The organism is Mesorhizobium sp. B3-1-8 (assembly GCF_006439495.1).
Classification (GTDB): domain Bacteria; phylum Pseudomonadota; class Alphaproteobacteria; order Rhizobiales; family Rhizobiaceae; genus Mesorhizobium.
On sequence record NZ_VFTK01000019.1, the window covers coordinates 121854 to 144143 of the forward strand.

Annotated in this window: 16 protein-coding genes; 9 read left to right on the forward strand and 7 right to left on the reverse strand. The window is 61.0% G+C overall.

The features are described 5' to 3' along the window. Nucleotides 1–2: 2 nt before the first annotated feature. From FJ424_RS18965 to FJ424_RS18980, 4 genes are all read right to left on the reverse strand, one after another. Nucleotides 3–1097 carry an ABC transporter permease gene (locus FJ424_RS18965; protein ID WP_140654073.1) on the reverse strand — a complete coding sequence of 365 codons (1095 nt, stop codon included), beginning with the start codon at nucleotides 1095–1097 and terminating at the stop codon, nucleotides 3–5. Then, the gene (locus FJ424_RS18970) at nucleotides 1081–2622 is read right to left on the reverse strand and encodes an ABC transporter ATP-binding protein (RefSeq protein WP_140654075.1); all 1542 of its coding nucleotides are present in this window, start codon (nucleotides 2620–2622) and stop codon (nucleotides 1081–1083) included. Before FJ424_RS18970 ends, FJ424_RS18965 begins: the two co-directional genes overlap by 17 nt. Before the next feature lie 95 nt (nucleotides 2623–2717). Next, complete coding sequence (locus tag FJ424_RS18975) at nucleotides 2718–3812, reverse strand: BMP family ABC transporter substrate-binding protein (protein WP_140643970.1); 1095 nt, start codon at nucleotides 3810–3812, stop codon at nucleotides 2718–2720. Continuing rightward, nucleotides 3809–4645, reverse strand: coding sequence for a GntR family transcriptional regulator (locus tag FJ424_RS18980; RefSeq protein ID WP_140654077.1), 837 nt, complete (start codon nucleotides 4643–4645; stop codon nucleotides 3809–3811). The genes FJ424_RS18975 and FJ424_RS18980 overlap by 4 nt, the downstream gene beginning before the upstream one ends. 251 nt (nucleotides 4646–4896) lie before the next feature. Here FJ424_RS18980 and FJ424_RS18985 point away from each other — a divergent pair, with 251 nt between their 5' ends. Genes FJ424_RS18985 through FJ424_RS19005 form a run of 5 tightly spaced genes read left to right on the forward strand, consistent with a single transcriptional unit; the run spans nucleotide 4897 to nucleotide 10311 of the window. Further along, complete coding sequence (locus FJ424_RS18985) at nucleotides 4897–5754, forward strand: aromatic ring-hydroxylating dioxygenase subunit alpha (RefSeq protein WP_140654079.1); 858 nt, start codon at nucleotides 4897–4899, stop codon at nucleotides 5752–5754. Between the two features lie 34 nt (nucleotides 5755–5788). Further along, the gene (locus tag FJ424_RS18990; RefSeq protein WP_246677292.1) at nucleotides 5789–6679 is read left to right on the forward strand and encodes an aromatic ring-hydroxylating dioxygenase subunit alpha; all 891 of its coding nucleotides are present in this window, start codon (nucleotides 5789–5791) and stop codon (nucleotides 6677–6679) included. A 23-nt stretch (nucleotides 6680–6702) separates the two neighbouring features. Further along, entirely contained in the window at nucleotides 6703–8469 is a 1767-nt protein-coding gene (locus FJ424_RS18995) for a 2Fe-2S iron-sulfur cluster-binding protein (protein ID WP_140654083.1), read from the forward strand. A gap of 9 nt (nucleotides 8470–8478) precedes the next feature. Further along, complete coding sequence (locus FJ424_RS19000) at nucleotides 8479–9129, forward strand: glutathione S-transferase (protein ID WP_140654085.1); 651 nt, start codon at nucleotides 8479–8481, stop codon at nucleotides 9127–9129. Between the two features lie 54 nt (nucleotides 9130–9183). Next, nucleotides 9184–10311 carry an S-(hydroxymethyl)glutathione dehydrogenase/class III alcohol dehydrogenase gene (locus tag FJ424_RS19005; protein ID WP_140654087.1) on the forward strand — a complete coding sequence of 376 codons (1128 nt, stop codon included), beginning with the start codon at nucleotides 9184–9186 and terminating at the stop codon, nucleotides 10309–10311. Nucleotides 10312–10680: 369 nt separating this feature from the next. Here the strand turns inward: FJ424_RS19005 and FJ424_RS19010 are convergent, their stop codons facing one another. Further along, on the reverse strand, nucleotides 10681–11502 hold the full coding sequence (locus FJ424_RS19010) for a hypothetical protein (protein WP_226891952.1): 822 nt from the start codon (nucleotides 11500–11502) through the stop codon (nucleotides 10681–10683). Between the two features lie 177 nt (nucleotides 11503–11679). After that, nucleotides 11680–12870 (reverse strand): FkbM family methyltransferase, encoded by a 1191-nt coding sequence (locus tag FJ424_RS19015; protein WP_140654089.1) that lies wholly within the window; start codon nucleotides 12868–12870, stop codon nucleotides 11680–11682. A gap of 417 nt (nucleotides 12871–13287) precedes the next feature. Here FJ424_RS19015 and FJ424_RS19020 point away from each other — a divergent pair, with 417 nt between their 5' ends. Together FJ424_RS19020 and FJ424_RS19025 are read left to right on the forward strand one after the other, a co-directional pair. Beyond that, nucleotides 13288–14076, forward strand: coding sequence for a TylF/MycF family methyltransferase (locus FJ424_RS19020; protein WP_246677293.1), 789 nt, complete (start codon nucleotides 13288–13290; stop codon nucleotides 14074–14076). A 72-nt stretch (nucleotides 14077–14148) separates the two neighbouring features. Beyond that, nucleotides 14149–15615, forward strand: coding sequence for a hypothetical protein (locus FJ424_RS19025; protein ID WP_140654091.1), 1467 nt, complete (start codon nucleotides 14149–14151; stop codon nucleotides 15613–15615). A 37-nt stretch (nucleotides 15616–15652) separates the two neighbouring features. Here the strand turns inward: FJ424_RS19025 and FJ424_RS19030 are convergent, their stop codons facing one another. After that, nucleotides 15653–18442, reverse strand: coding sequence for a glycosyltransferase family 25 protein (locus tag FJ424_RS19030; RefSeq protein WP_140654093.1), 2790 nt, complete (start codon nucleotides 18440–18442; stop codon nucleotides 15653–15655). A gap of 844 nt (nucleotides 18443–19286) precedes the next feature. Here FJ424_RS19030 and FJ424_RS19035 point away from each other — a divergent pair. Both FJ424_RS19035 and FJ424_RS19040 read left to right on the forward strand, forming a co-directional pair. After that, entirely contained in the window at nucleotides 19287–19601 is a 315-nt protein-coding gene (locus FJ424_RS19035) for a hypothetical protein (RefSeq protein WP_140648146.1), read from the forward strand. A 92-nt stretch (nucleotides 19602–19693) separates the two neighbouring features. Next, the coding region (locus tag FJ424_RS19040) for a DUF4347 domain-containing protein (protein WP_140786373.1) at nucleotides 19694–22290 on the forward strand (2597 nt) is incomplete at its 3' end.

Here is a 22290-nt window from a genome sequence, read left to right on the forward strand (position 1 = left end):
CGCTATCGCGCCGTCTCGGGCGCATGCGCATCAGGGGCCGGCCGCACCAGGCGAATGCGATAGAAAATGAAGAAGTCGGCTGCGAGCAGGAATAACAGCAGGATGCCCTGGAAGATGCGCGTCAGGGCCGAGGGCAGGGCAAGCGTCATCTGCACGCCTTCGCCGCCGAGGAAAAGCAGCGACATCAACAGCCCGCCGAGCACGATGCCGAAGGCATTCAGACGTCCGATGAAGGCGACGATGATGGCGGCAAAGCCGTAGCCGGGCGAAATCTGCGGCGAAAGCTGTCCGAGCGGTCCGGCAGCTTCCGCCATGCCGGCAATGCCTGCCGCGGCGCCGCCAGCCAGCAATCCGATCCACACCGCAGCCGACTCGCGAAAGCCGGCATAGCGAGCGGCGAGCGGGGCCGCGCCGCCGACCGACATCTTGTAGCCGAGGAAGCTGCGGTCGGCGAACAGCCACATCAAAAGCACGGCGACGACAGTGATGAAGATCGAGGAGTTCACCCGGTAGGCCGGATCGAAGGACTGAAACATCGCGGCCGCCGGCAGAAGCGCCGTCTGCGGATAGTTGAAGCCGGCGGGATCGCGCCATGGTCCATGCACCAGATAGGACAGGAACAGCGTCGCGATATAGGTCATCATCAGCGTGACCAGGATCTCGTTGGTGTTCATGCGCGAGCGCAGGAAGGCGGGGATCGCCGCCCAGGCCATCCCGGCGGCCATCCCGGCCAGGAACATCAGCGGCAAGAGCAGGGCGCTGTCCGGGTTCGGCCAGAACAAGCCGACGCCGCTCGCAGCAATCGCGCCCATCGTGAATTGCCCCTCGGCGCCGATGTTCCAGACATTGGCGCGAAAGCCGATCGCCAGTCCACAGGCAATCAGGATCAGCGGTGAGGCTTTCAGCAACCATTCCGAGAGGCCATTCATCGAGCTCAGCGGCTCGATGAAGAAGGCATAGAGCGTCGGCAGCGGATCATGCCCGAGCGAGGCGAAGAAGACCGAGCCGACGATCAGCGTCAGGACGGACGCCAGCACCGGCGCGGCGATGCGCATCGTGGCGGAAGGCTCCGGCCTTTGTTCAATTCTGAAGTGCAATGCTGCTGCTCCCTGTCTTGTCCTGGCCCATGGTCCGGCCGGTCATCAGCAACCCGATCTCCTCGCGGTCGGTGCTGGTGCGCGCCACCGGCGGCGACACGCGACCCTGGCAGATGACGAACAGCCGGTCGCAGATCTCGAACAGTTCGTCGAGTTCCTCCGAAACGACGAACACCGCGGCGCCGGCGCGGCTCAGGTCGACGATGGTCTGGCGGATGAAGGCGCTTGCCCCGACATCGACCCCCCAGGTCGGCTGCGAGACGAGCAGCAATTTCGGCGCCAGCGCGATCTCGCGGCCGACAATGAATTTCTGTAGATTGCCGCCGGACAGGCTCTGCGCCGTCGAGCCGGGGCCATTGGCCTTGACCTTGAACCTGTCGATGATGCCGGCGGCGAAGGCGGCGGCCTTGCGGCGGTCGACGAGACCCTTGCGGACCGTGCCGAAGCGATGGGCGGTCAGCACGGCGTTTTCCCACAACGTATGCGACGGCACGGCGCCGCGCCCGAGCCGTTCCTCGGGAATGAAGGCGAGGCCGAGCTTGCGGCGCTCGTCGGGCCGCAAGGTGGCGGCCGGCGCTCCGTTGATTTTGATCGCGTCGCCTTGGCCATGCCGGCGCTCGCCGCTGAGCAGCGCGATCAACTCGGCCTGGCCGTTGCCGGAGACTCCCGCCAGGCCGACGATCTCGCCGCCATGCACGTTGAACGAGACATCCTTAAGGTCGACGCCGAAATGGTCGCGTGCGTCGGCTGAAAGATTTCTGACCTCGAGCATCGGCCTGTCGCTGGGAATGGCGGGGCTGACATGCATTTCCGGCAGCCTGGAACCCACCATCATGCGGGCAAGCTCCAGCGAGGTCGTTTCCTTCGGCCGCGCGGTGCCGGTGACTTTGCCGTTGCGCAGCACGGTCGCGGTGTCGCAGAGTTCCTGCACCTCGTCGAGCTTGTGGCTGATATAGACGATCGAACAGCCTTCGGCCGAGAGCTGCCGCAGTGTATCGAACAGCTTGACCACGGCCTGCGGCGTCAGCACCGAGGTCGGCTCGTCGAGGATCAGGAGTTTTGGCGCCTGTAAGAGGCAGCGCACGATCTCGACGCGCTGCCGCTCGCCGACCGACAGGTCATGCACCTGGCGATACGGGTCGATGGGCATGCCGTAGCGCAGCGAAAGCTCGCGGATCTTTTCGGCAAGCGAAGGCAGATGGAAGGCGCTGCTCGCCGACAGCGCGATGTTCTCGACCACCGAGACGGACTCGAACAATGCGAAATGCTGATAGACCATCTCGATGCCGAGCGCGCGCGACGTCGCCGGATTATGCGCCGCGATAAGCTTGCCGTCGCAATAGATGTCACCGGAATCGGCTTGCGCCGCCCCGTAGATTATCTTCATCAGCGTCGATTTGCCGGCGCCGTTTTCGCCGAGCACCGCATGGATTTCGCCGGGTTGAATCGACAGCGAGACGTCGTCATTGGCGACGACGCCGGGATAGCGCTTTGAGATGTTGCGCAATTCTAGTCGCGGATGCATGGCGGGTCCTGCCGGGCTTGCAGCGGGGTTGGACGGGAACCAGACGGGGGACGCCGGAAATTGCCGTTCGACGCCCCCCGTTTCTTCGAATGCGATCAGCTCAATTTGCCGATCATTCCCTTGACGAACCAGTTCATGCCGCGGATGCTGTCGTCGTCGAGCACCGATCCGGCCGCGACCTTGACGGCGCCGTCCTGATCCTTCAGCTCGCCGCCATAAGGATGCACCTTGCCGCTGCCGATATCGGCTTCGAGCTGCTTCAGCTTGGTCTTGGTGTCGGCCGGTATGCCTTCATTGTAGGGCGCCATCTTGACCACGCCCGCTGCCAGTCCGTCCCAGCGCACTTCCGGTTTCCAACTGCCCGCCGCCACAGCCTTGGCGGCGCCGACATAGTCGCTGGTCCAGTCGAGCACGAAGGAGGTGAGCTGCTTGCCGGAAGCGAATTTCGACATGTCGCTGGCGTAGCCGATCGACCACGCGCCGCCTTCGCCGGCGACCTGCACGCCGGTCGCCGTGTCGGTCATCGAGCAGATGACGTCACAGCCCTGGGAAAGCAGTGTCTTGGCGGCTTCCTTCTCCTTGCCCGGATCGAACCAGGAATTGAGGAAGATGGCGTTGCAGGTGGCGTTCGGGTTGACGCTCTGGGCGCCGAGCAACAGCGCGTTGGCCGGGCCGACGATGTCGGGGATCGGGAAGCCGCCGATGAAGCCGATCTTGCCCGACTTCGACATGTAGCCGCCCGCCGCGCCGGCGACGAAGGTGCCTTCATAATACTTGGCTTCGAAGGTGCCGAGATTGGCGAGATGGACGATGCCCGAGCAATGCTCGAAAGCGATCTTGGGGAAGCGCGGTGCCACCTTCTGCATCGGCGTGCCATGCGAGAAACTGGTGCCGAAGATCAACTGATTGCCGGCGCTGGCAAGCTCGCGGAAGACGCGCTCCGCATCCTGCGGCATGAAGATATTGTCGATGACGGTGAGTTTCGCCTTGTCGCCGAATTCGGACTTGATCGCCTCGACGCCGAGGCTGTGCTGCTTGGTCCAGCCGATCTCGGCGATCGGCGAGACATAGACGACGCCGATCTTGAGCACGTCATCGGCCCTGGCGATGGTGCTCAGTCCTCCGGTGCCAAGTGCCGCACCCAGCGCGCCACTGTATTTCAGGAATCCACGTCTTGTCAGCTCGTTCATGATTGTAACCCTCTGTTGGCTTTTTTGGTTGAGGCCCGGCTCTTCGGTGCCGGATCTTGCTTGGGGAGATGGACATGCACGTGTGCCGTGCCGTTGCCGTTCCCGGATTGGTGTGTCGGTGCTCGCGGCGCGATCGGAGCCGCGCCGTCGACCCTGCCGTCGAGATAGGGCGCCAGAGCCTCGGCGGGCGTCATTTCCGCGTACACTTCGCGATCCATGATGTAGCCGCGCACCACCGCTCGGTGGTGCGTGTCGATCAGGTCCATGGCCTGTTTCAGCCGGCCCTTTTCGAGAAGGTCGACGACGCGCGAATGGTCGTCGAGCAGATTGCAATAATCGAAATCAGCCGTGATCAAGGAGCGTAGCAGCGTCGTGCGGCGCACGAGCTGGGCATGGATTTCCTGCATGACCTTGTTGCGGCTCAGGCGCACGAAGACGGAGTGAAACTCCTGGCCCAGCACGTCCGCCAGCGCGTCGTTCCCTGAGGCGACAGCCTGGCGCTGACGTTCGACATGCTGGCGCAGCTCCGCCCATCCAGCGGGGCCGAGGCGATCGCTGAGCTGGGCGGCGACGCCCTGTTCGACAAGCGTCAGCGCGTCGTAGATCTCCATCGCTTCCTGCATGCTCGGCTTGGCGACGAAGGCGCCGCGATTGCGCTCGATCTGGGCGAGCCCATCGTCGGCAAGCCGGATCAGGGCCTGGCGCACGACGATGCGGCTGACGTCGAAAATTTCGGAAAGCTCGCGCTCGCCGAGCTTGCAGCCGGGTACCAGCCGATGGTCGATGATGGCGCGCGTCAGGATATCCGCTATCGTCTGGGAACGGCTGCTCAAGGCGCGGTTCTCCGCGAGTTCGAGGACATGATCAGCAGGCTTTCCGTAGTGAAGACATGCCCCGTCGCGATGCGACATATCTCAAATTCAGAATTCCATACATCGGAAGTCAATCGTCGAAATCTGTCAACACAAAAATACGCTTTGGCTGACAAAAAATCGTTGATTGATATCCAATCTTGTGTTTTCGTTATGTCGAAACGCCGGGCTAGGTTCATGGTGAAGGGCTAGCCGAGTTGGAAGGGATGCCGATGGCTACCCACTGCGTCGACCGGGAGCTTCTGAACGACTGGCATATCGTTGCCGACCAGGAATCGCTCTCCGCGGATATGCCATTTCCGACAAGGCTGCTCGGCGTCGACCTGGTCGTCCGTAAGCGCGTGGACAAGGCCGAGGTCGTCCGTGCCGATAATGGCGCCGTCGTCAACTCGGCTGAACGTTACGGCTTCATCTGGGCATGCCTCGACATGCCCTGGCGCGAGATCGTCTACATCCCCGAGGCCAATGAAGGGGATCGTCACCTCGTCAGTGGTGGATCGATCGCGGTCAAGGTGTCCGGCCTGCGTGCCGTCGAGAACTTCCTCGACATGGGCCACTTCCCTTTCGTTCACACCGGATGGCTGGGCGAGGAGCCGCACACCGAAGTGGCGCCTTACAATGTCGAGATCACCGCGCAGGACGAGGTTCTGGCGACCGAGTGCAAATTCTATCAGCCCGTTGCTTCGCCCACCGCCAAGGAAGGTTTCGTCGTCGATTACATCTACAAGGTAATCCGGCCCTATACGGTGGCGCTCTACAAGAGCAACCCGATCCAGAAGCACCGGCTCGACGTCATCACGCTCTTCGTGCAGCCGGTGGACGAAGAGAACTGCATCGCGCATCCATATCTTTGCTATCTCAAGGAAGGCATGGAGGCGGCGACCGTGCGTAGCTTCATGCAATTGATTTTCGCGCAGGACAAGCCGATCCTCGAGAACCAGGTTCCCAGGCGCCTGCCGCTCGATCCGCGCGCCGAGACACCGATCCGCGCCGATGCCGTCTCGGTCTCCTACCGGCGGTGGCTGCGCGATCGCTCCGTCACTTACGGCGCCATACCGGCGCGAGCCTGATCACGATGTCTGCTGCATGCAAAGGAAAGACATTATGACGAAATGCACGGACCCTGTGGTGCTCAATCTCTGGCATCCGATTGGTGCGATCGCCGAGGCTGTCCCCGGCTCCGTCCAGCAGACGGTACTGCTCGAGGAGCGCCTCAGCTTTGCGGTCGACGTGAGTGGTGAGCCGGTGGTCTGGCGCTCGCGGCCAGACCTGCGCCGGGCCGACCACGTAGCGGCGCCCGATAGGCTGCCGGCGAAAAGCGCCTATGGCTATGTCTGGACCTCGCTGGGTGAGCCTTCGGCCGACCTCTTCCCGATTCCCGAATATGCCGAGCCCGACCGGCGCCGGCTCAACGCCGCGACCTTCGGCGTCAACGTCTCGGCGCCGCGCGCCATCGAGAACTTTCTCGACATGGGCCATTTTCCATATGTCCACACCGATATCCTCGGCGCCGAACCGCATACCGAAGTCAAGGAATACGATGTCGAGATTTCGGTCGACCGCGACGAGATTCTGGCGACCCGCTGCCGCTTCTTCCAGCCGATGGCCTCGACCGCCTCGGACGGCGGCGCCGATGTCGACTATGTCTACCGCGTGCCGCATCCCTATTGCTCGGTGCTCTATAAATCGAGCCCGGTCGACGAGAGCCGGCGCGATGTGATCGCCATCTTCCTGCAGCCAGTCGACCAGGAGCATGTGCGCGCCCACATGCTGCTTTGCGTGCTGGACGAGAACAGCGAAGACAAGGTGATCAAGCGCTTCCAGCAGACGATCTTTGGCCAGGACAAGCCGATCCTGGAAAACCAGGTGCCGAAGCGTCTGCCGCTCGATCCGCGCGCCGAAACCCCGATCCGCGCCGACAAGTCGGCGATCGCCTACCGGCGCTGGCTCAGCCAGAAGGGAGTGACCTACGGGGTCATCCCGGCTGCAGCCTGACCAGGACATTTTGGAGACGATTGATGTTGGAAGAAGCCCGAAGCCGGTGGCATCCGATCGCCGCTGCCCATGACCTGCCGTTCCGCCATGTGTTCCACGGCCAGTTGCTCGGTCGCGAGTTCGCGGTCTGGCGGGCCGATGACGGCTATGTCAACATCTGGGAGAACCGTTGCCTGCATCGCGGCGTCAGGCTGTCGATCGGCATCAATGACGGTCGCGAGCTGAAGTGCCAGTATCATGGCTGGCGCTATTCCAACCGTACCGCCGGCTGCACCTACATCCCTGCGCATCCGGCCGACGCGCCGGCCCGCACCATCACCAACCGCACCTATCCGGCGGTCGAACGCTACGGGCTGATCTGGTCGTCGGAAGAGGCGCTGGGCGAGGTGCCGGATGTCGCGGGCCTCGCCGAGGGCAAGCTGCTCGCGTTGCGTGGCATTCCGGTCAATGCGCCGGCCGGCAAGATCGCGCAAGCGCTGAAGGCCTATCGCTTCCAGCCCAGTGGAGCCATCGATGGCGATGGCGCCGAAACCACCGTCGAGGCCAGCCAGGATTTTGCCGTGGCGCTTCGTTCGCGCGACGGCGGCACTGAGACGCTCGGCGTCTTCTTCGTCCAGCCGGTCGATTCCAACCGTTCCGTCATTCGCGGCGTTCTCGACCGGGACGCTGAAGGGGCCGCGCGCGTCGCCGTGCTGCGGCATCACAATGAACGGCTTTCAAAACTGCGCGACGAGGTCGAGCGCGACGTGGCGAATACACCCGCGCCGGCGCCGATCGAGCCGGTCTATGAACGCGTGTCCGCCGAGCTCGCCGAGATGCCGGAGTTGACCGCGCATGGCCGCAAGGCGGCGCTGCGGGTCACGGTGGGCCGGAAGTGGCAGGCGGCCGACGGCATTGCCGGTTTCGAGCTGCGGCCGATCAAGGGCATCCTGCCTACCTTCCAGCCGGGCGCGCATATCGACGTCCATATGCCCAATGGCGAGATCCGCCAGTATTCGATCACCAATGGACCCGGCGAGACCGACAGTTTCACCATCGGCGTCAAGCTGGAGCGGGATTCGAAGGGTGGTTCCAAGTGCATGCATGAGACCGTGCGCGAAGGTGACATCCTGGCGATCTCGGAGCCGCGCAACAATTTCCCGCTGCGCCGCGATGCCATCAAGACGATCTTCGTTGCCGGCGGCATCGGCATCACGCCGCTGCTCTCCATGGCGCAGGCGTTGAAGAACCAGGAGCTGACGCATGAGCTGCACTATTTCGCGCAAGGCGAGGAGCACCTCGCTTTCGCCGATCGGCTGAAGCTGCTTGGCGACACGCTGAGGCCGCATCTTGGCCTGTCGCCAGATGCGACTGGCGCCGAACTCCGCCGCGTGCTCACAGGCTATCGGAACGGCATGCACCTCTACATCTGCGGCCCCGGCCCGATGCTGGAGGCCGCGCGCAAGATGGCGGCCGAGCAGGGCTGGCCCGACAGCGCTGTGCACTTCGAATATTTCAAAAACACCAACAAGATCGATGACAGCTCAAGCTTCGAAGTGGCGCTGGCGCGCTCCTGCGTCACGCTGCAGGTGCCAGCCGGCAAGACGATCCTGCAGGTCATGCGCGAGAGCGGCATCGACGTGCCCTCCTCTTGCGAGCAGGGCGCCTGCGGCACCTGCGTGGCGACGGTGATCGAAGGTGAGCCCGACCATCAGGACGTCTATCTCAACGACGCCGAACGCAAGGCCGGAACGAAGATCATGACCTGCGTCTCGCGCGCCAAGTCGGCCCGCCTCGTGCTCGACATGTAGGGGCTAATTATGATCACGCTTTACGACTACGAGCTGTCGGGAAATTGCTACAAATTGCGGCTCTTGATGAGCTTCCTCGGCATGACCCATAGGACGGTGCCCGTCGACTTCTACCCCGGGCGCGAGCACAAGTCGGAATGGTTCCTGAAGCTCAATCCGCTCGGTCAGTTGCCGGTCATCGACGATGGCGGGCTGATCCTGCGCGATGCTCAGGCGATCCTGGTGTATCTGGCGTCGAAATACGATCCGTCCGGCACGTGGTACCCGAGGGACAATCCGGCGTTGCTCGGCGAGATCAGCCAGTGGCTGGCCTTTGCCGACGGCATCACCGGGACTGCATCGGCCGCGCGCCTACACGATGCGCTGTTTTACGATTTCGACGTCGATGCCGCGCGCGCCGGCACGCACCGGCTGTTCCGTATCCTCGACGAACATCTCTGGTTCGGCGAGCAGGAAGGCCGCCAGTGGATCTGCTCGGCCGCGCATCCGACGATCGCCGACATCGCCTGCTTCCCCTACATCATGCTGTCGGAAGAGGGCGGTATTCCGCGTCAGGATTATCCGGCGATCCGCCGCTGGTGCGATCGCGTGAAGCGCATCAAGGGTTTTATCGTCATGTCGGGCGTGTTCCCGGCCGGGCCCGCCAGGGCCGCGGCGTAAGTTTCAGGCACAGGCCGGGCACTCGCCTCGGCAAGCAAATTCGGGAGGGAAGAAATGAAGACGCGTGCCGCCGTTGCCGTCGCCGCCGGAAAGCCGCTGGAGATCATGGAGGTGGACCTCGAAGGGCCGCGCGAGGGCGAGGTTCTGGTCGAGGTCAAGGCAACCGGCATCTGCCATACCGACGAGTTCACGCTGTCGGGCGCCGATCCGGAAGGGCTGTTTCCGGCGATCCTCGGCCATGAGGGCGCCGGCATCGTCGTCGATGTCGGCAAGGGCGTCACCTCGGTCAAGAAGGGCGACCATGTCATCCCGCTCTATACGCCCGAATGCCGGCAGTGCCCGTCGTGCCTGTCGCGCAAGACCAATCTGTGCACCGCCATCCGCGCCACGCAAGGGCAGGGGTTGATGCCCGACGGCACCTCGCGCTTCTCGATGGGCAAGGACAAGCTGTTCCACTATATGGGCTGCTCGACCTTCTCCAACTTCACCGTGCTGCCCGAGATCGCGGTCGCCAAGGTCAATCCCGACGCCCCCTTCGACAAGATCTGCTACATCGGCTGCGGCGTGACCACCGGCATCGGCGCCGTCATCAACACCGCCAAGGTCGAGCAAGGCGCGACGGCGGTCGTCTTCGGCCTCGGCGGCATCGGCTTGAACGTCATCCAGGGGCTTCGCCTTGCCGGCGCCGACATGATCATCGGCGTCGATCTGAACAACGACAAGAAGGCCTGGGGCGAGAAGTTCGGCATGACGCATTTCGTCAATCCGAAGGAGATCGACGGCGACGTCGTGCCTTACCTGGTCAACCTGACCAAGCGCGGCGCCGACCAGATCGGCGGCGCCGACTACACCTTCGACTGCACCGGCAACACCAAGGTGATGCGCCAGGCGCTGGAGGCCTCGCATCGCGGCTGGGGCAAGTCGGTCGTCATCGGCGTTGCCGGCGCCGGCCAGGAGATCTCGACCAGGCCGTTCCAGCTGGTCACCGGGCGCAGCTGGATGGGCACCGCCTTCGGCGGCGCGCGCGGCCGCACCGACGTGCCAAAAATCGTCGACTGGTACATGGAGAAAAAGATCCAGATCGATCCGATGATCACCCATACGCTGAAGCTGGAAGACATCAACAAGGGCTTCGACCTCATGCATGAGGGCAAGTCGATCCGCAGCGTCGTGGTTTATTGAGGAAAGCCACCGGGCCGCAGGCTGCGGTTCGACGCAACAAAATACGCCAGGCCAAGGTTCTGTGTTCCCAAATACTGTGCCTCGGGCAACGGCGTAAACCGGCGGCGTGGTTAGGTATGAGTACCTCGATCACGCCGCCGGTGCAGTTCAAAAAGGGTTGTGTGCGTCAAGTTCTGCAAAAAGGGCGTGGATGCCAGCGGTGTCGCGCCTCCCATGAGGAGTGCACTCCAGTTTTGCGACAACGACATGCATCAAGCAACGACCTAAAAGCGCGTCGCGTGAATCCGTTTCGACGCCACGCGCTTTAGATTCGGCTATTGAATGTGGTCCTCGGTGTCTACCAGCGAGCAACAGCTGATCGGCCAGGTATCACTTGAGGCCAGGCAGAATTCCCAAAATCTCGCTCAAGTGGATCGGCAACTGAGGTGACGCGTGTAAATCGGCGCAGCTGTCTTTCCAGCGTTGCAGATATTCGCCGATTGGAATGCTGCTCCGGCCAGGCCAGCGATTGAGTGCGCCAAGGGCCTCGATACATTCTGAAGCCCCCTCGTATTGAGCGAGAATGTTCAAGGACATTGCTTGTGCGAACGAGTTGAGGTTCGGAACTTCGATCTCGCTTCGGTGCTTGGCAAACCACTTTGCCGGGTCGCTAGTGAGACCCTGAGAGTCGGCAAGCGCCTTGTAGCCGTTGATGATGTTCTGGCGATACTCGGCGATGGCGTCGCCGAAGGCGTTGTCGCCGGGAAAGGGCGGGTTTTGTTTCCAGTCCTTCGCCAGGCGCCCCAGGCCACGCAGCGAAAAGGCCTCCACCATGGCTTCCTCGAGCCATTGACAGGGAGGCGCGGGCTTGGCGTCGGCCTGCCAGCTGTTGGCAAAGACATGGCCGAGCTCATGCCCGAATTGGTAGGCGAGCTTCGACCAGTCCCGCTCGCCGATATCGACAATTGTCCAGGCCATGCTGCTGCCGTCGGGGTGCAGCCAGACGGCTGGCGAACCGGAGGTATGTTCCTCGACGCGTAGTCTCGTCGGCTGGCGATCTGAAACGAGGCGGACACCGTCGAGGCAAGCATGGCGCATGCGCTCGACGACCTGAAGGGCGGCACCCGGCAGCATGCGACCCCAGTCGCCGGCAAGCTCGATGGGGGCGTGAAGCAACCCGGCTGGGGTGGCAGCTTGAGCAATCACGGGCATAGCAGCCGCCAGACTCCTGTCCAGACTCCATCGCGATGGGCAAACCAGGCCAAAAGATGTGACCGTTAACGCCGTAAACTCTCGTCGGTTCATCGAAACCACTTCCGACCCGATGGTCGAACCTTCGAAACAGAGATCGTGGGGTTGAGCAATTGGCTGTAGTCCCTCGGTAGCAGTTTACCGGCGCAGGACCACAAATTGATGCGCGGAATGGCCAAGATGAAGGGAAAACCCTTCAACGATAAGCTTTCGCATCATCGCATCCGTGGCTGCCTCGCCGGAGACCGCATAGTGCGTCTCCATGATGATCAGTCGAATACCGGACAGATCGGCCGCCTCCAGCAACTCGACCTCTCCACCTTCTATGTCGCAAATGAGGACATTTGCGGAATGGTCACGTATCTCGTCTTCAAGACAGTAGACAGGAATTCGAACCTTGTCGACGATACTCGGTTCCGTCGCTGTCGCATCGAGCCTGGAAGCCCAAAAAGATTTGTCGATATAGAACTCGACGGTTTCACCCGCGCCGAGGATCTTCTGTCGATTTTTCAGAACCCCGTTGCGCGACTTGATCTTGGAAAGGCCGTTTCGCCTGAAGTTTTGCCGAGCATCATCAAGAATTTTAGGGTTCGCGTCGAATGTCAGAACGTTTTCAGCGCGCACGATCAATGCGGCTGTCATCGCCACCAGCCCTATCGCGGTTCCCACTTCGATAACACGGTCTGACGGGTGAACCAGATCGGCAGTCAACTGCCGCTCACGCCCCTCGTAGTAATTTCTGCGAAGTGCATCGATGATTGTCTCTGAGTAATTTTCAGTGTCCACGAATATGTCAAAGCCGCCAACGCCCATGAAATAGCCATCCCGTCCAATTGGGATACGGTTATTTTCGCGTTCTTCATCGGTTAGTCGAGCGCGTGTAGCTTGATCGAGAGGATCACCAAATATCTCACATTCACTGAAGTGCAAGCATTCATAGCCGTCAAGCCTAACCCTCACGAACCGAGCAATATGATCTCCAGAAATATTCGCAACGTAAGGCCGTCCGTCTGAATCGCCAAAGACCACGCTGTCAATTTTTCTATAGAAGATCGTCCAATGCTCTTCGTCAATTGATCCAAGAAGGCTAAAGTGCCTTAGCCTGTGCGCTTGATGCTGCCGATTATATATAACAACTTGCCGAATTAGAAACTCGCTGCCAAGGTCGACCTGCCACCAGGGATCTGTTTCCGTTTTGGTATGAAATCCCATTTCGCCAGAAATCTTGCCGTCGTTTCCTCCCCGAGCGTCCTGCTCCGGGTGCGGGCTGAATGACCATTCTGAGGTCGAACTTTGAGTTGCAGGTTTGTTGATCGCGAGGTTTATCACGGCAATTCAGAGCCCTTTCCGCTTCGCTATTGGTGCACCTTCACTCGCGGTTCAATGCCACGAGTCAAAATGTAGATCTCCGCAAGAGCGGCCGTCCCACCGATGCGGCAGGGAGCGAGCTTGCGGACGCCGCGCGCCACAAGGATATGGCAAAATCTCGTGTTGCACTTCGATTTCTAATGTCCGACGCCTGAAACTAAATTAGCATGATGTCAGTTTTTGGCGAAGGATCGTAAAGCGGACGGGGCCTCCGGAACGAGCGGGGCTGCATTTCGAAGGCGTATTGTGGAGAAGAGCTTTTCGCAGGTGGCTGACGAAGTTACGGCGACAGCGCAGTTCGATCAATCGCGCTCATATCCATCCAAAAGCCCGCGCGGAAGCAGCGGTTCCGGTCAGGCTCTCAGAAGGAGACCAGCATTGAATGACAGTCATGACTTCCTGACCGCCGCCGTGAAGATGCGGAATAGGTATCTCAATCTTCTCGAAGCATCGTTGACCGGAACCTTGTACGGCGACGCGCCCATTGATCCGTGGACCGGTGGGCAATACGACCCGAACAAGCGTGCCCTCGGGCGGGATTGGCCAGGACTGGCGCAAACCATGATTGGCTCGGCGAGGATGCGCAATTTGCGGCATCTGTGCGAAACCGTGATCCTGAACGATGTTCCTGGCGACTTTATAGAGACCGGGGTCTGGCGCGGTGGAGCGTGCATTTTCATGAGAGGCATTCTTGCCTCATACGCCGAAACGCGACGTCGGATCTTTGTCGCTGACAGTTTCGCCGGCCTTCCTCCTCCAAGTCCCGAAAAGTATGCGGCGGACGTTGGCGACACCCACCACGTGCATGGAGAACTGGCGATCTCCCGGAAGGACGTGGAAGAAAATTTCCGCAGATATGATTTGCTTGACGAGCAGGTTGTCTTCCTTGAAGGCTGGTTCAAGGACACGCTCCCAAATGCCCCGATACAAAAATTGGCGGTTCTTAGACTGGATGGCGACATGTATGAGTCGACCATTCAAGCTCTCGATGCGCTCTATCACAAGGTATCGTATGGGGGATTTGTAATCGTCGACGACTACTTCCTGGCCCCGTGCGCTCAGGCCGTGGATGAGTTCCGCGCTAGAGGCAACATCACTTCGCCCTTAATTCCGATCGACGGCTGTGCCGTGTGGTGGAGGGTTTCCGAGCCCGCAAATCGCCAATGACAAACCCCCATCGGGTGACGTGAGCAATACTATTCGAAGGCGACCACCCAGCATCGAACGAGGCGATCGTTCATGGCGGGAATGCCGGGGGATGGGGATGACGTGAGCACAAGAACACACATCACACTTCTCGTTCATCCGGGGATCGTGCAGGTGCTCGCAAGCATGGTCAGGATGCTCGCCGATGGTTTGAGCGAGATCTCGATCGGGACGGACATCATTCATGATTTGCCTGCGGATTTCGACGGGCGGGCGATCGTACTAGGCGCCAATCTTTATCAAACGCCGGCTTTGGATCGTCTGCCTGGAAATTCTATTATATTCAACGTCGAAAATTATACATCAAATTGGATCACGGATGATTATTGCAATCTCTTGCGGAGGTTTCATGTATGGGATTTTAGCGAGAGTAATGCCATCTTTCTATCCAGGAAGATAGGTCGCCCGGTCCATTATTTCCGGATGTTCTACGTTGATGGTCTTGCGCGAATCGGCGATGCTGAACAGGATATTGACGTTTTATTCTATGGATCATTCAATGAGAGAAGGTCGGCAATAATAGACGAAATGCGCGCTCGTGGGCTGCGCGTTGAGGCATTGTTCAATGTTTTTGCCGGACAGCTCGATCAATTCATTGCTAGATCCAAGGTTATTATCAATATACATTTCTACGGTAGTGGGCAGCTCGAAATAATCCGCGTATTCGATCTTCTGGCCAACGGGCGCGCGGTAGTAAGCGAGATAAATCCGGGCGAACTTGTGGACGCCGATTTGACGGACGCCTTCGTTGCGGCGCCATACGAGAACCTTGTCGCCGCGGCCGAGGCGCTGGTGCACGACACGGATAGACGTCACAAGGTAGCGACGGCCGGGTTCGAGGCATTCAGTCGACGCAGAGCAACAAATATACTTCCGGAAGCGCTTGCCTGGAGCGATTTGCCGAACCTACCCGGCGACGTTGTACTCGGTCGGGGAAAGATACGCGATCCAAGGGTGCTGAATATCGATATCAGCAACCGATGGCATCCCGACATCGTGGCCGACATATCGGATCCTGGCCTGTTCGAGCGTGAATTTATGTCCGAGCGCTTCGGACCGGTTCGGATGGATCGGAGACTATTTGCCAGCATAACGGCCTCGCACGTGCTCGAGCACGTTGCGGATCTTGTGACGGCTATGACGAACTGCCTGACTTTGCTGGCGGATGGAGGGCTGTTCAATATTGTGGTGCCATACGACCTGTCATACGGTGCCTGGCAGGATCCTACCCACGTACACGCCTTCAACGAGCGGAGTTGGCTCTACTATTGCGAATGGTACTGGTATCTCGGATGGACCGAATCCAGGTTCGAATTGGTGGAGCAAACCTTCGGCTATAGTTCGATCGGGGATGCGCTCGCGGCGCGAGGTGTCTTGGAGGACGAGATCTTGCGCAGCCCGCGGGCGGTAGACGAGATGCGCGTGGTGCTGCGCAAACGGCAGCTGACCGAGGCTGAACGTGATTACGGGCGCCAAATGCGTGGCGATAGCCGCGCGTGAAGTCGCGGGCTCTGTGACTCCGTGAAAGATGGGGCGCTTAGCCCGAGCTTTGCTGCCGATCCATTGACATCCGCTCTGACGATTGCCCGTCGTCTGGGATGACGAGTGGCGCAATGCAAAGGAAAGCTTGCATCGAGCCGTACGCCCCGCACATGGCGCAATCGATGCCCGTGTCCTCGATCACGACGCCCGTTCCAGGAAACGGGATAAGCCGGCGTTGCAGAGGAAGGCACTTTTGAAGGAGTTTGCGTGCACCTGACGGCGAGACTGTGTAGGCCTGCGTTCCAAACGAATGTACCAGCCCGACGAGCGATCTCGAGAATTTCTCAGCCTGAAACGAGGTCCCGTTTCTATTTCGGAGGTCGTAGAATTCCAGCTTTGCTTTGGAGAAGCCGAAATCCAGCCAGGCGAACAATGGGTCAAATACGTAGCCCCACTGGATGATATCCCAATCCCTCGGAGCTCGAGCCATGAGATCGGCCGATTCCTCCAGGAACCGAAACGATGCACGGACGTCGTCTTCAAAGACGGTTATCGGCTTGTTCTCCGAAACCGCCAGCTTCCACAGGTTGATATGGGATAGAGCACACCCGAGCGTTCCTGCCGGATACGCGCAATCGCTGGAGATCAGGCCTTCCTCTATGAGCGCATTCCGGTCCAGGGAGGCGCCGTCGGCGGCCGATACCCGAAGCGTACTCTGCGTCAGATGCCAATTGTCGCTCTGATACTTGTTCCAGCGGTCGACGCTCCGGTCGAGGTTTATCAGGTGAATTTTCGGCGAATCCCGTGGCTCGGCCGGCGCCGACGCGACGGCAGCGACCTCCGCCAATACCGGGACGTCACCCGCGCTGCGCAAAAGCTCGCCTGCGCGCTCGATTCCATCACTTACATGATATTCGCCATCGCCGAAGGTGATGTAGCCGTAGACCTGCCGGTTATCGATGTATTGAACGATCCCGGCCTTGCGGGCGCTGTCGGCAAAGATGACGTACTCGTATCGCGTGGTGCCGTCGTCATATGTCAGCTCGGTCAGCACGTCGGCGCGGACAAGGTAGGTGCAATGCACGAGCGGTATTTCAATGATGCCGCGGACATGGCGGTTGAGCACCCAGAGATACTGATCGCAGTGCTGATAATATCCGCTTGCGTCGACCTCGGCGTGGTAGTTCGAATAATACTGACCGGGTGCGATGGAGCGTAACAGCGGCGCAACGATAGGCACGTCGAGCGCGACGAGTTCCCGCAGCGTGGCCGGTCGCACGAAATTGTCGACGTCGACGACGAAATAGAATTCGCAATTGTGCTCGAGGGTTTTCCGCAGGCTGATGTTGCGGATTCGGCCGAGCACCTTGAAACGCGTCTCGTTCCATTCGTGCTCGCGAAACTGCTCGACCCGGTCGGACACGTCCGACGTGTCGATCTCGACCGCGGCATAGAGGTGGCCGACGCGTTCCAGCCACTCGCGCAATATGTGCTCGGTCCTATCAGTGTTGTTGTTTGTTCGGATGTAGAGGACGATCGATTCTTTAGGATAGTCGAGCGCTTCGATGCAAGTCAGGTAGAGCGGCAGCGCGGGCTCCTTCTGCTTTGCCAATATCGCGACAAGGACGCGCGGCGTGCCTTTGAGCCGTGAGCGTAACGGGCGCTGCGCAACAAGCGCGTGCTGCTCGACAAGGCTCTCTGCGCCGAGGCTTCCCAATACCGGCGGCTCGCGGACCTCGAGTTTGTCCGCGGCGAAACGGGCATTGGCCACAACCCGCTTCAGCATGTCCGCCGGCAATTTGTCGGAGGCCAGCAGTTTCAGACAGGCATCGAGCGATTCCCGATGGGCGCCCGCCCAGTATGCGTTGACTGACAACTCGTCGAGCAGTCCGTAGTCGTAGACCCAAGGCTGGACGAACAGACCCGCCGGCTCCGTGAGACTTACACCGCGACGCGCATAGTCCAGCCCTTCCGCGTTGCGCCCCTGGTTGCGGCAGTAGAGGCTCGCTGCGTGCAGCGCCTCCACGCGCGTGGGCACTGTCGCGGTCGCGCGCTCATAGACCGCGACGACTTCTTCGAAGGGCCGGGCAAGCGCCGCCATCAGGTTCCCGGCCTCGAGCAGGCTTACATAGACCTCCTCGTTCCAGAAACCCAGTTCAGCTCGCTTCAAATACTGTTCGAGCGCCTTCTCGCGCTCGCCAAAATCCCTGTAACTCTGCGCCAGATAGAAGGTGTAGCGCGATATCAGGAACGGGTCGGTTTCGGTTGCGAGCACGTTCTCCAGCACCGCCGCGTCGTCCTGGTATTTTCGCGGGTTCTGGCTGCGCGCTCCGCCGCGCCCCGTTGCGATGCGAAAACCCTCGGCGTTCTGCCTTGAGATGGGCCCGGGGGGGCCTTCCAGATATTCGTGCAACACACCCTTGAAGGAAAAGGCCAGCCGGTTGCTGCAGATCTGCGGGCGGTAGAACGCGATATTTCCATGCAGTACCTCGACATCGTAGAGATCTTTGTCCATCCGCGACTTGAACAAGGCTGGCTCGAAGTCGCGATCGCAGATCAGCATATCGTCCGCGTCGATGATCATCGCATAGTCGACGCTCTCGATCTCGCGCAGTCGCTGGAGGGCGAAGCTGCGGTTGTAGGCGAAGTCCCGCCACGGCTCGTCGATAACTGCTCCCTTGACATTGTTTTGCGCGAGAAAGCCTCGGATCAGGTCTTGTGTGCCGTCGGTGGACCCAGTGTCGACGACGAGCACATAGTCGATAAGAGGAAGCGCGCTGGCGAGGCATTGCAGGATGACCTTCGCCTCGTTCTTGACAATCATGCACAGGCCGATGGTGCTCACGCCGGACCCTCGTTGAGGCGGCCATATTTGCATCGCAGTGTCATGTCGCACAGCAATCCTTTTTGATGAGGATTCGATCGTCTCTCACGCTCGTCTCACAGCCGCCGTAGCCTAAGCCATTTTGATGAAGGCTCTCAATTTTCGCGATTGAAATGGCCCTTAGCTAACTCTTGGATTTTTAAAGTGTTCACGCCCTGGCATGTCATTTCGATGACAGTCTCTGATGGGTGACCCAGCGGTTCTGAATTAATAAATTGTAAACCAAACCATTTACAAGTTTAGAAATTTCGAATTTACTAATATCTAATGCAATGGAGGGTAGCTGCGGATTTGGCGAAAGAGCGCCGGTCCGCGGTTGTCTGCGAAGCCAGGAGAGTATCCGGGAGGAACGCCACTCACCCGTGAGGGCGCGGTGTATGTGGTGGTGGGCGAACGTTTCGCCGATTGGTCCTGAATCCGTAATCTAGGCTACCGATCTCCCAATGATGGTCCCTCGCAAGTAGCCGGCTCCTTGCAAGTCGTGAACAATCGCGACCCGCGTGATGGAGTTGGCAGTGGTCCGTGTAACATCACCCACCAGACGGCGCCGCGTTGACGTGGCCTTCGGCCTCGGCCTGTGTCCAGCTCCTCTCAATCTTGCCACCTGCGGTAGTCGCCTTGCGACTGGTAACGACGTCCGCCTGACTGTGTATCTCGGGCGGCGCATTCCTGGGATTGGACAATTTTCGGCTCTCGCCGTCGTGGCTTCACCCGCCCGGCTGCGGAAGCTCGGCACCGACTGAAACCTGAAGCTGAGAAACGACAATAACGGCGGCGTTGGCCGCAGCGGATCGAGGAGGACACTATGAGCTTCACTGCGGGCTTTGCGGTCATGGAAGTCACCGTTCGAGGCGCTTTGCCTATCGGCGACGGGACCGAGAACGTCACCTATTTCATTCTGGACTCGGCCAAGAACACGATCGTCGGCCAGGTCATCCTTCCCAAGGCCGTACCGCGCAGCCTCGCCGTAGCCCTCACCGTCAAGGTTCCGAGCGCAGCCGGCTCGCTTGCGATCGGCACGTTCGACGAAGGCGGGGCTTTCCAGGCTGCCAGCTTCCTTCGCGTGGAGACCCCCACAATTCAACGCCCCGACGGTGCCGTCGGGGCGGCGGGGCGATGACCGCTGCCAAATGTCTGGTTCGTGCCGCTCGCCGGTCAAGCCGGTTGAGCGGTTTTCCCTTGAATTGAATTCCAAGCCAACAGGAGCCAGTTATGGCCCGCGCCTCTGAAATTCTGTTTGTGGATCCTTCAGTCTCCGACCTCGAGACGGTTCTTGGCAATCTGAGGCCCGAGGTCGAGGCTGTCGTGCTCGACGGCCGGCGGCCGGTGGCGCAGCAGATGGCGGACGTTCTCGCTGGGCACGAGGGGCTCGACGCGGTTCACGTCATCGCGCACGGCTCGCCAGGCCGGGTTCAATTCACGGCTGGAAACTGGTCCGTTGCCACTGTGAGGGACGAGGCTGAGGATTTCGCCGCGATAGGCAAGGCGCTTGCCGAAGACGGCGAGATGCGGCTGTGGAGCTGCGAAACGGCCTTGGGGAATACTGGCGAGACGTTCGTGGCCGCACTGGAACGCGCCGTCGGCGCGGAAGTTTGCGCATCGAGGTCGCTGGTTGGTGCGGCCAAGCTGGGCGGCTCATGGGAGATGCCCGAACATGCGACTAAACCGCTGCCGCCCCTGACCCGGCAGGGAGCTATGTACTTCAGAGGTGTCCTTCCCACCTCAGGTGATTTGACGCTAGCTGGAACAATAGATGGAAATGGTAAGAGTATCAATACGTTCTACTTGGTTGATACCGGAAATACTCCAAGTACATCTGACGATGTCATAGTTGGAAGTTTTGTTTTGCCGGCGACACCGGATGTAGCTTCACATTTTTCTGTCACAATAACTGTGCCAGATATTACACATACTTATCTTATTTACGATTCTGGCTTCCGTTTATACGGTACTCTTACTCGCGTAGACACTGATCCTGTCACGCCAGGTATCCAAGATCCTATAACGGGGCCGGCTTATCATTTTGACACCACGCCTATTAATAGTGTTGGTGGTTCGGGCAACAACGGCGATCATTTCAATGGAGGCGATATAAGCGTCGCGAGCGCGGGTACCCCAGGTGCAACGGGCCCCGCGGGTGCGACCGGCGCCACTGGTGCGACCGGAGCCACGGGCGCGACGGGAGCCACTGGCGCGACCGGCGGCACGGGTGCGACCGGTGGCACCGGCGCGACGGGCGGTACTGGCGCGACCGGTGGCACTGGCGCGACCGGTGGCACCGGCGCGACGGGCGGTACTGGCGCGACCGGCGGTACCGGCGCGACGGGCGGTACTGGCGCGACCGGCGGTACCGGCGCAACGGGTGAAACTGGCGCGACGGGCGGTACTGGCGCGACGGGCGGTACTGGCGCGACCGGCGGCACAGGTGCGACGGGAGCCACTGGCGCGACCGGCGGCACCGGCGCAACGGGCGAAACTGGTGCGACCGGCGCCACGGGTGCGACCGGCGGTACCGGCGCAACGGGTGAAACTGGCGCGACCGGCGCCACGGGTGCGACCGGCGGTACCGGCGCAACAGGCGAAACTGGCGCGACCGGAGCTACTGGCTCGACCGGAGCAACCGGTGCGACGGGTGAGACCGGAGCAACTGGAGCAACCGGCTCGACCGGAGCCACGGGTGAGACCGGAGCGACAGGCGCAACCGGCTCGACCGGGGCCACAGGTGCGACGGGTGAAACTGGAGCGACGGGCTCGACCGGCTCGACTGGAGCAACCGGCTCGACTGGAGCAACCGGGTCAACAGGCGCCACAGGTGCGACGGGTGAAACCGGAGCGACAGGCGCAACGGGGTCGACAGGTTCGACTGGAGCCACGGGCTCGACTGGAGCAACCGGAGCCACGGGTGAGACCGGAGCGACAGGCGCAACCGGCTCGACCGGGGCCACAGGTGCGACGGGTGAAACCGGAGCGACTGGCTCGACTGGAGCAACCGGGTCAACAGGTGCCACAGGTGCGACGGGTGAAACCGGAGCGACAGGCGCAACGGGCTCGACTGGAGCAACCGGAGCCACGGGTGAGACCGGAGCGACAGGCGCAACCGGCTCGACCGGGGCCACTGGTGCGACGGGTGAAACTGGAGCGACTGGCTCGACCGGCTCGACTGGAGCAACCGGCTCGACTGGAGCAACCGGGTCAACAGGCGCCACAGGTGCGACGGGTGAAACCGGAGCGACAGGCGCAACGGGGTCGACAGGTTCGACTGGAGCCACGGGCTCGACTGGAGCAACCGGAGCCACGGGTGAAACCGGAGCGACAGGCGCAACCGGCTCGACCGGGGCCACGGGCTCGACCGGAGCGACTGGAGCTACCGGCTCGACTGGAGCAACTGGTGCCACGGGATCGACCGGAGCAACGGGTGCAACCGGCTCGACCGGAGCAACTGGAGCTACCGGTTCGACCGGAGCAACTGGAGCCACGGGCTCGACCGGAGCGACAGGCGCAACCGGCTCGACCGGTGCTACGGGCTCGACCGGAGCAACGGGTTCGACCGGAGCAACTGGAGCTACCGGCTCGACTGGAGCAACTGGTGCCACGGGCTCGACCGGAGCAACGGGTGCCACCGGTTCGACCGGAGCAACCGGAGCTACCGGCTCGACTGGAGCAACCGGTGCCACCGGTTCGACCGGAGCAACCGGCTCGACCGGAGCAACGGGTGCAACCGGTTCGACCGGCTCGACTGGAGCAACTGGAGCCACGGGCTCTACCGGAGCAACTGGAGCTACCGGCTCGACCGGAGCAACCGGAGCCAC

Bases quoted from the DNA above. Each gene is read 5' to 3' on its own strand.
- FJ424_RS18970 (WP_140654075.1), bottom strand. From the start codon at position 2,622: ATGCATCCGCGACTAGAATTGCGCAACATCTCAAAGCGCTATCCCGGC.
- FJ424_RS18975 (WP_140643970.1), bottom strand. From the start codon at position 3,812: ATGAACGAGCTGACAAGACGTGGATTCCTGAAATACAGTGGCGCGCTG.
- FJ424_RS18985 (WP_140654079.1), top strand. From the start codon at position 4,897: ATGGCTACCCACTGCGTCGACCGGGAGCTTCTGAACGACTGGCATATC.
- FJ424_RS18990 (WP_246677292.1), top strand. From the start codon at position 5,789: ATGACGAAATGCACGGACCCTGTGGTGCTCAATCTCTGGCATCCGATT.
- FJ424_RS18995 (WP_140654083.1), top strand. From the start codon at position 6,703: ATGTTGGAAGAAGCCCGAAGCCGGTGGCATCCGATCGCCGCTGCCCAT.
- FJ424_RS19000 (WP_140654085.1), top strand. From the start codon at position 8,479: ATGATCACGCTTTACGACTACGAGCTGTCGGGAAATTGCTACAAATTG.
- FJ424_RS19005 (WP_140654087.1), top strand. From the start codon at position 9,184: ATGAAGACGCGTGCCGCCGTTGCCGTCGCCGCCGGAAAGCCGCTGGAG.
- FJ424_RS19010 (WP_226891952.1), bottom strand. From the start codon at position 11,502: ATGCCCGTGATTGCTCAAGCTGCCACCCCAGCCGGGTTGCTTCACGCC.
- FJ424_RS19025 (WP_140654091.1), top strand. From the start codon at position 14,149: ATGGCGGGAATGCCGGGGGATGGGGATGACGTGAGCACAAGAACACAC.
- FJ424_RS19035 (WP_140648146.1), top strand. From the start codon at position 19,287: ATGAGCTTCACTGCGGGCTTTGCGGTCATGGAAGTCACCGTTCGAGGC.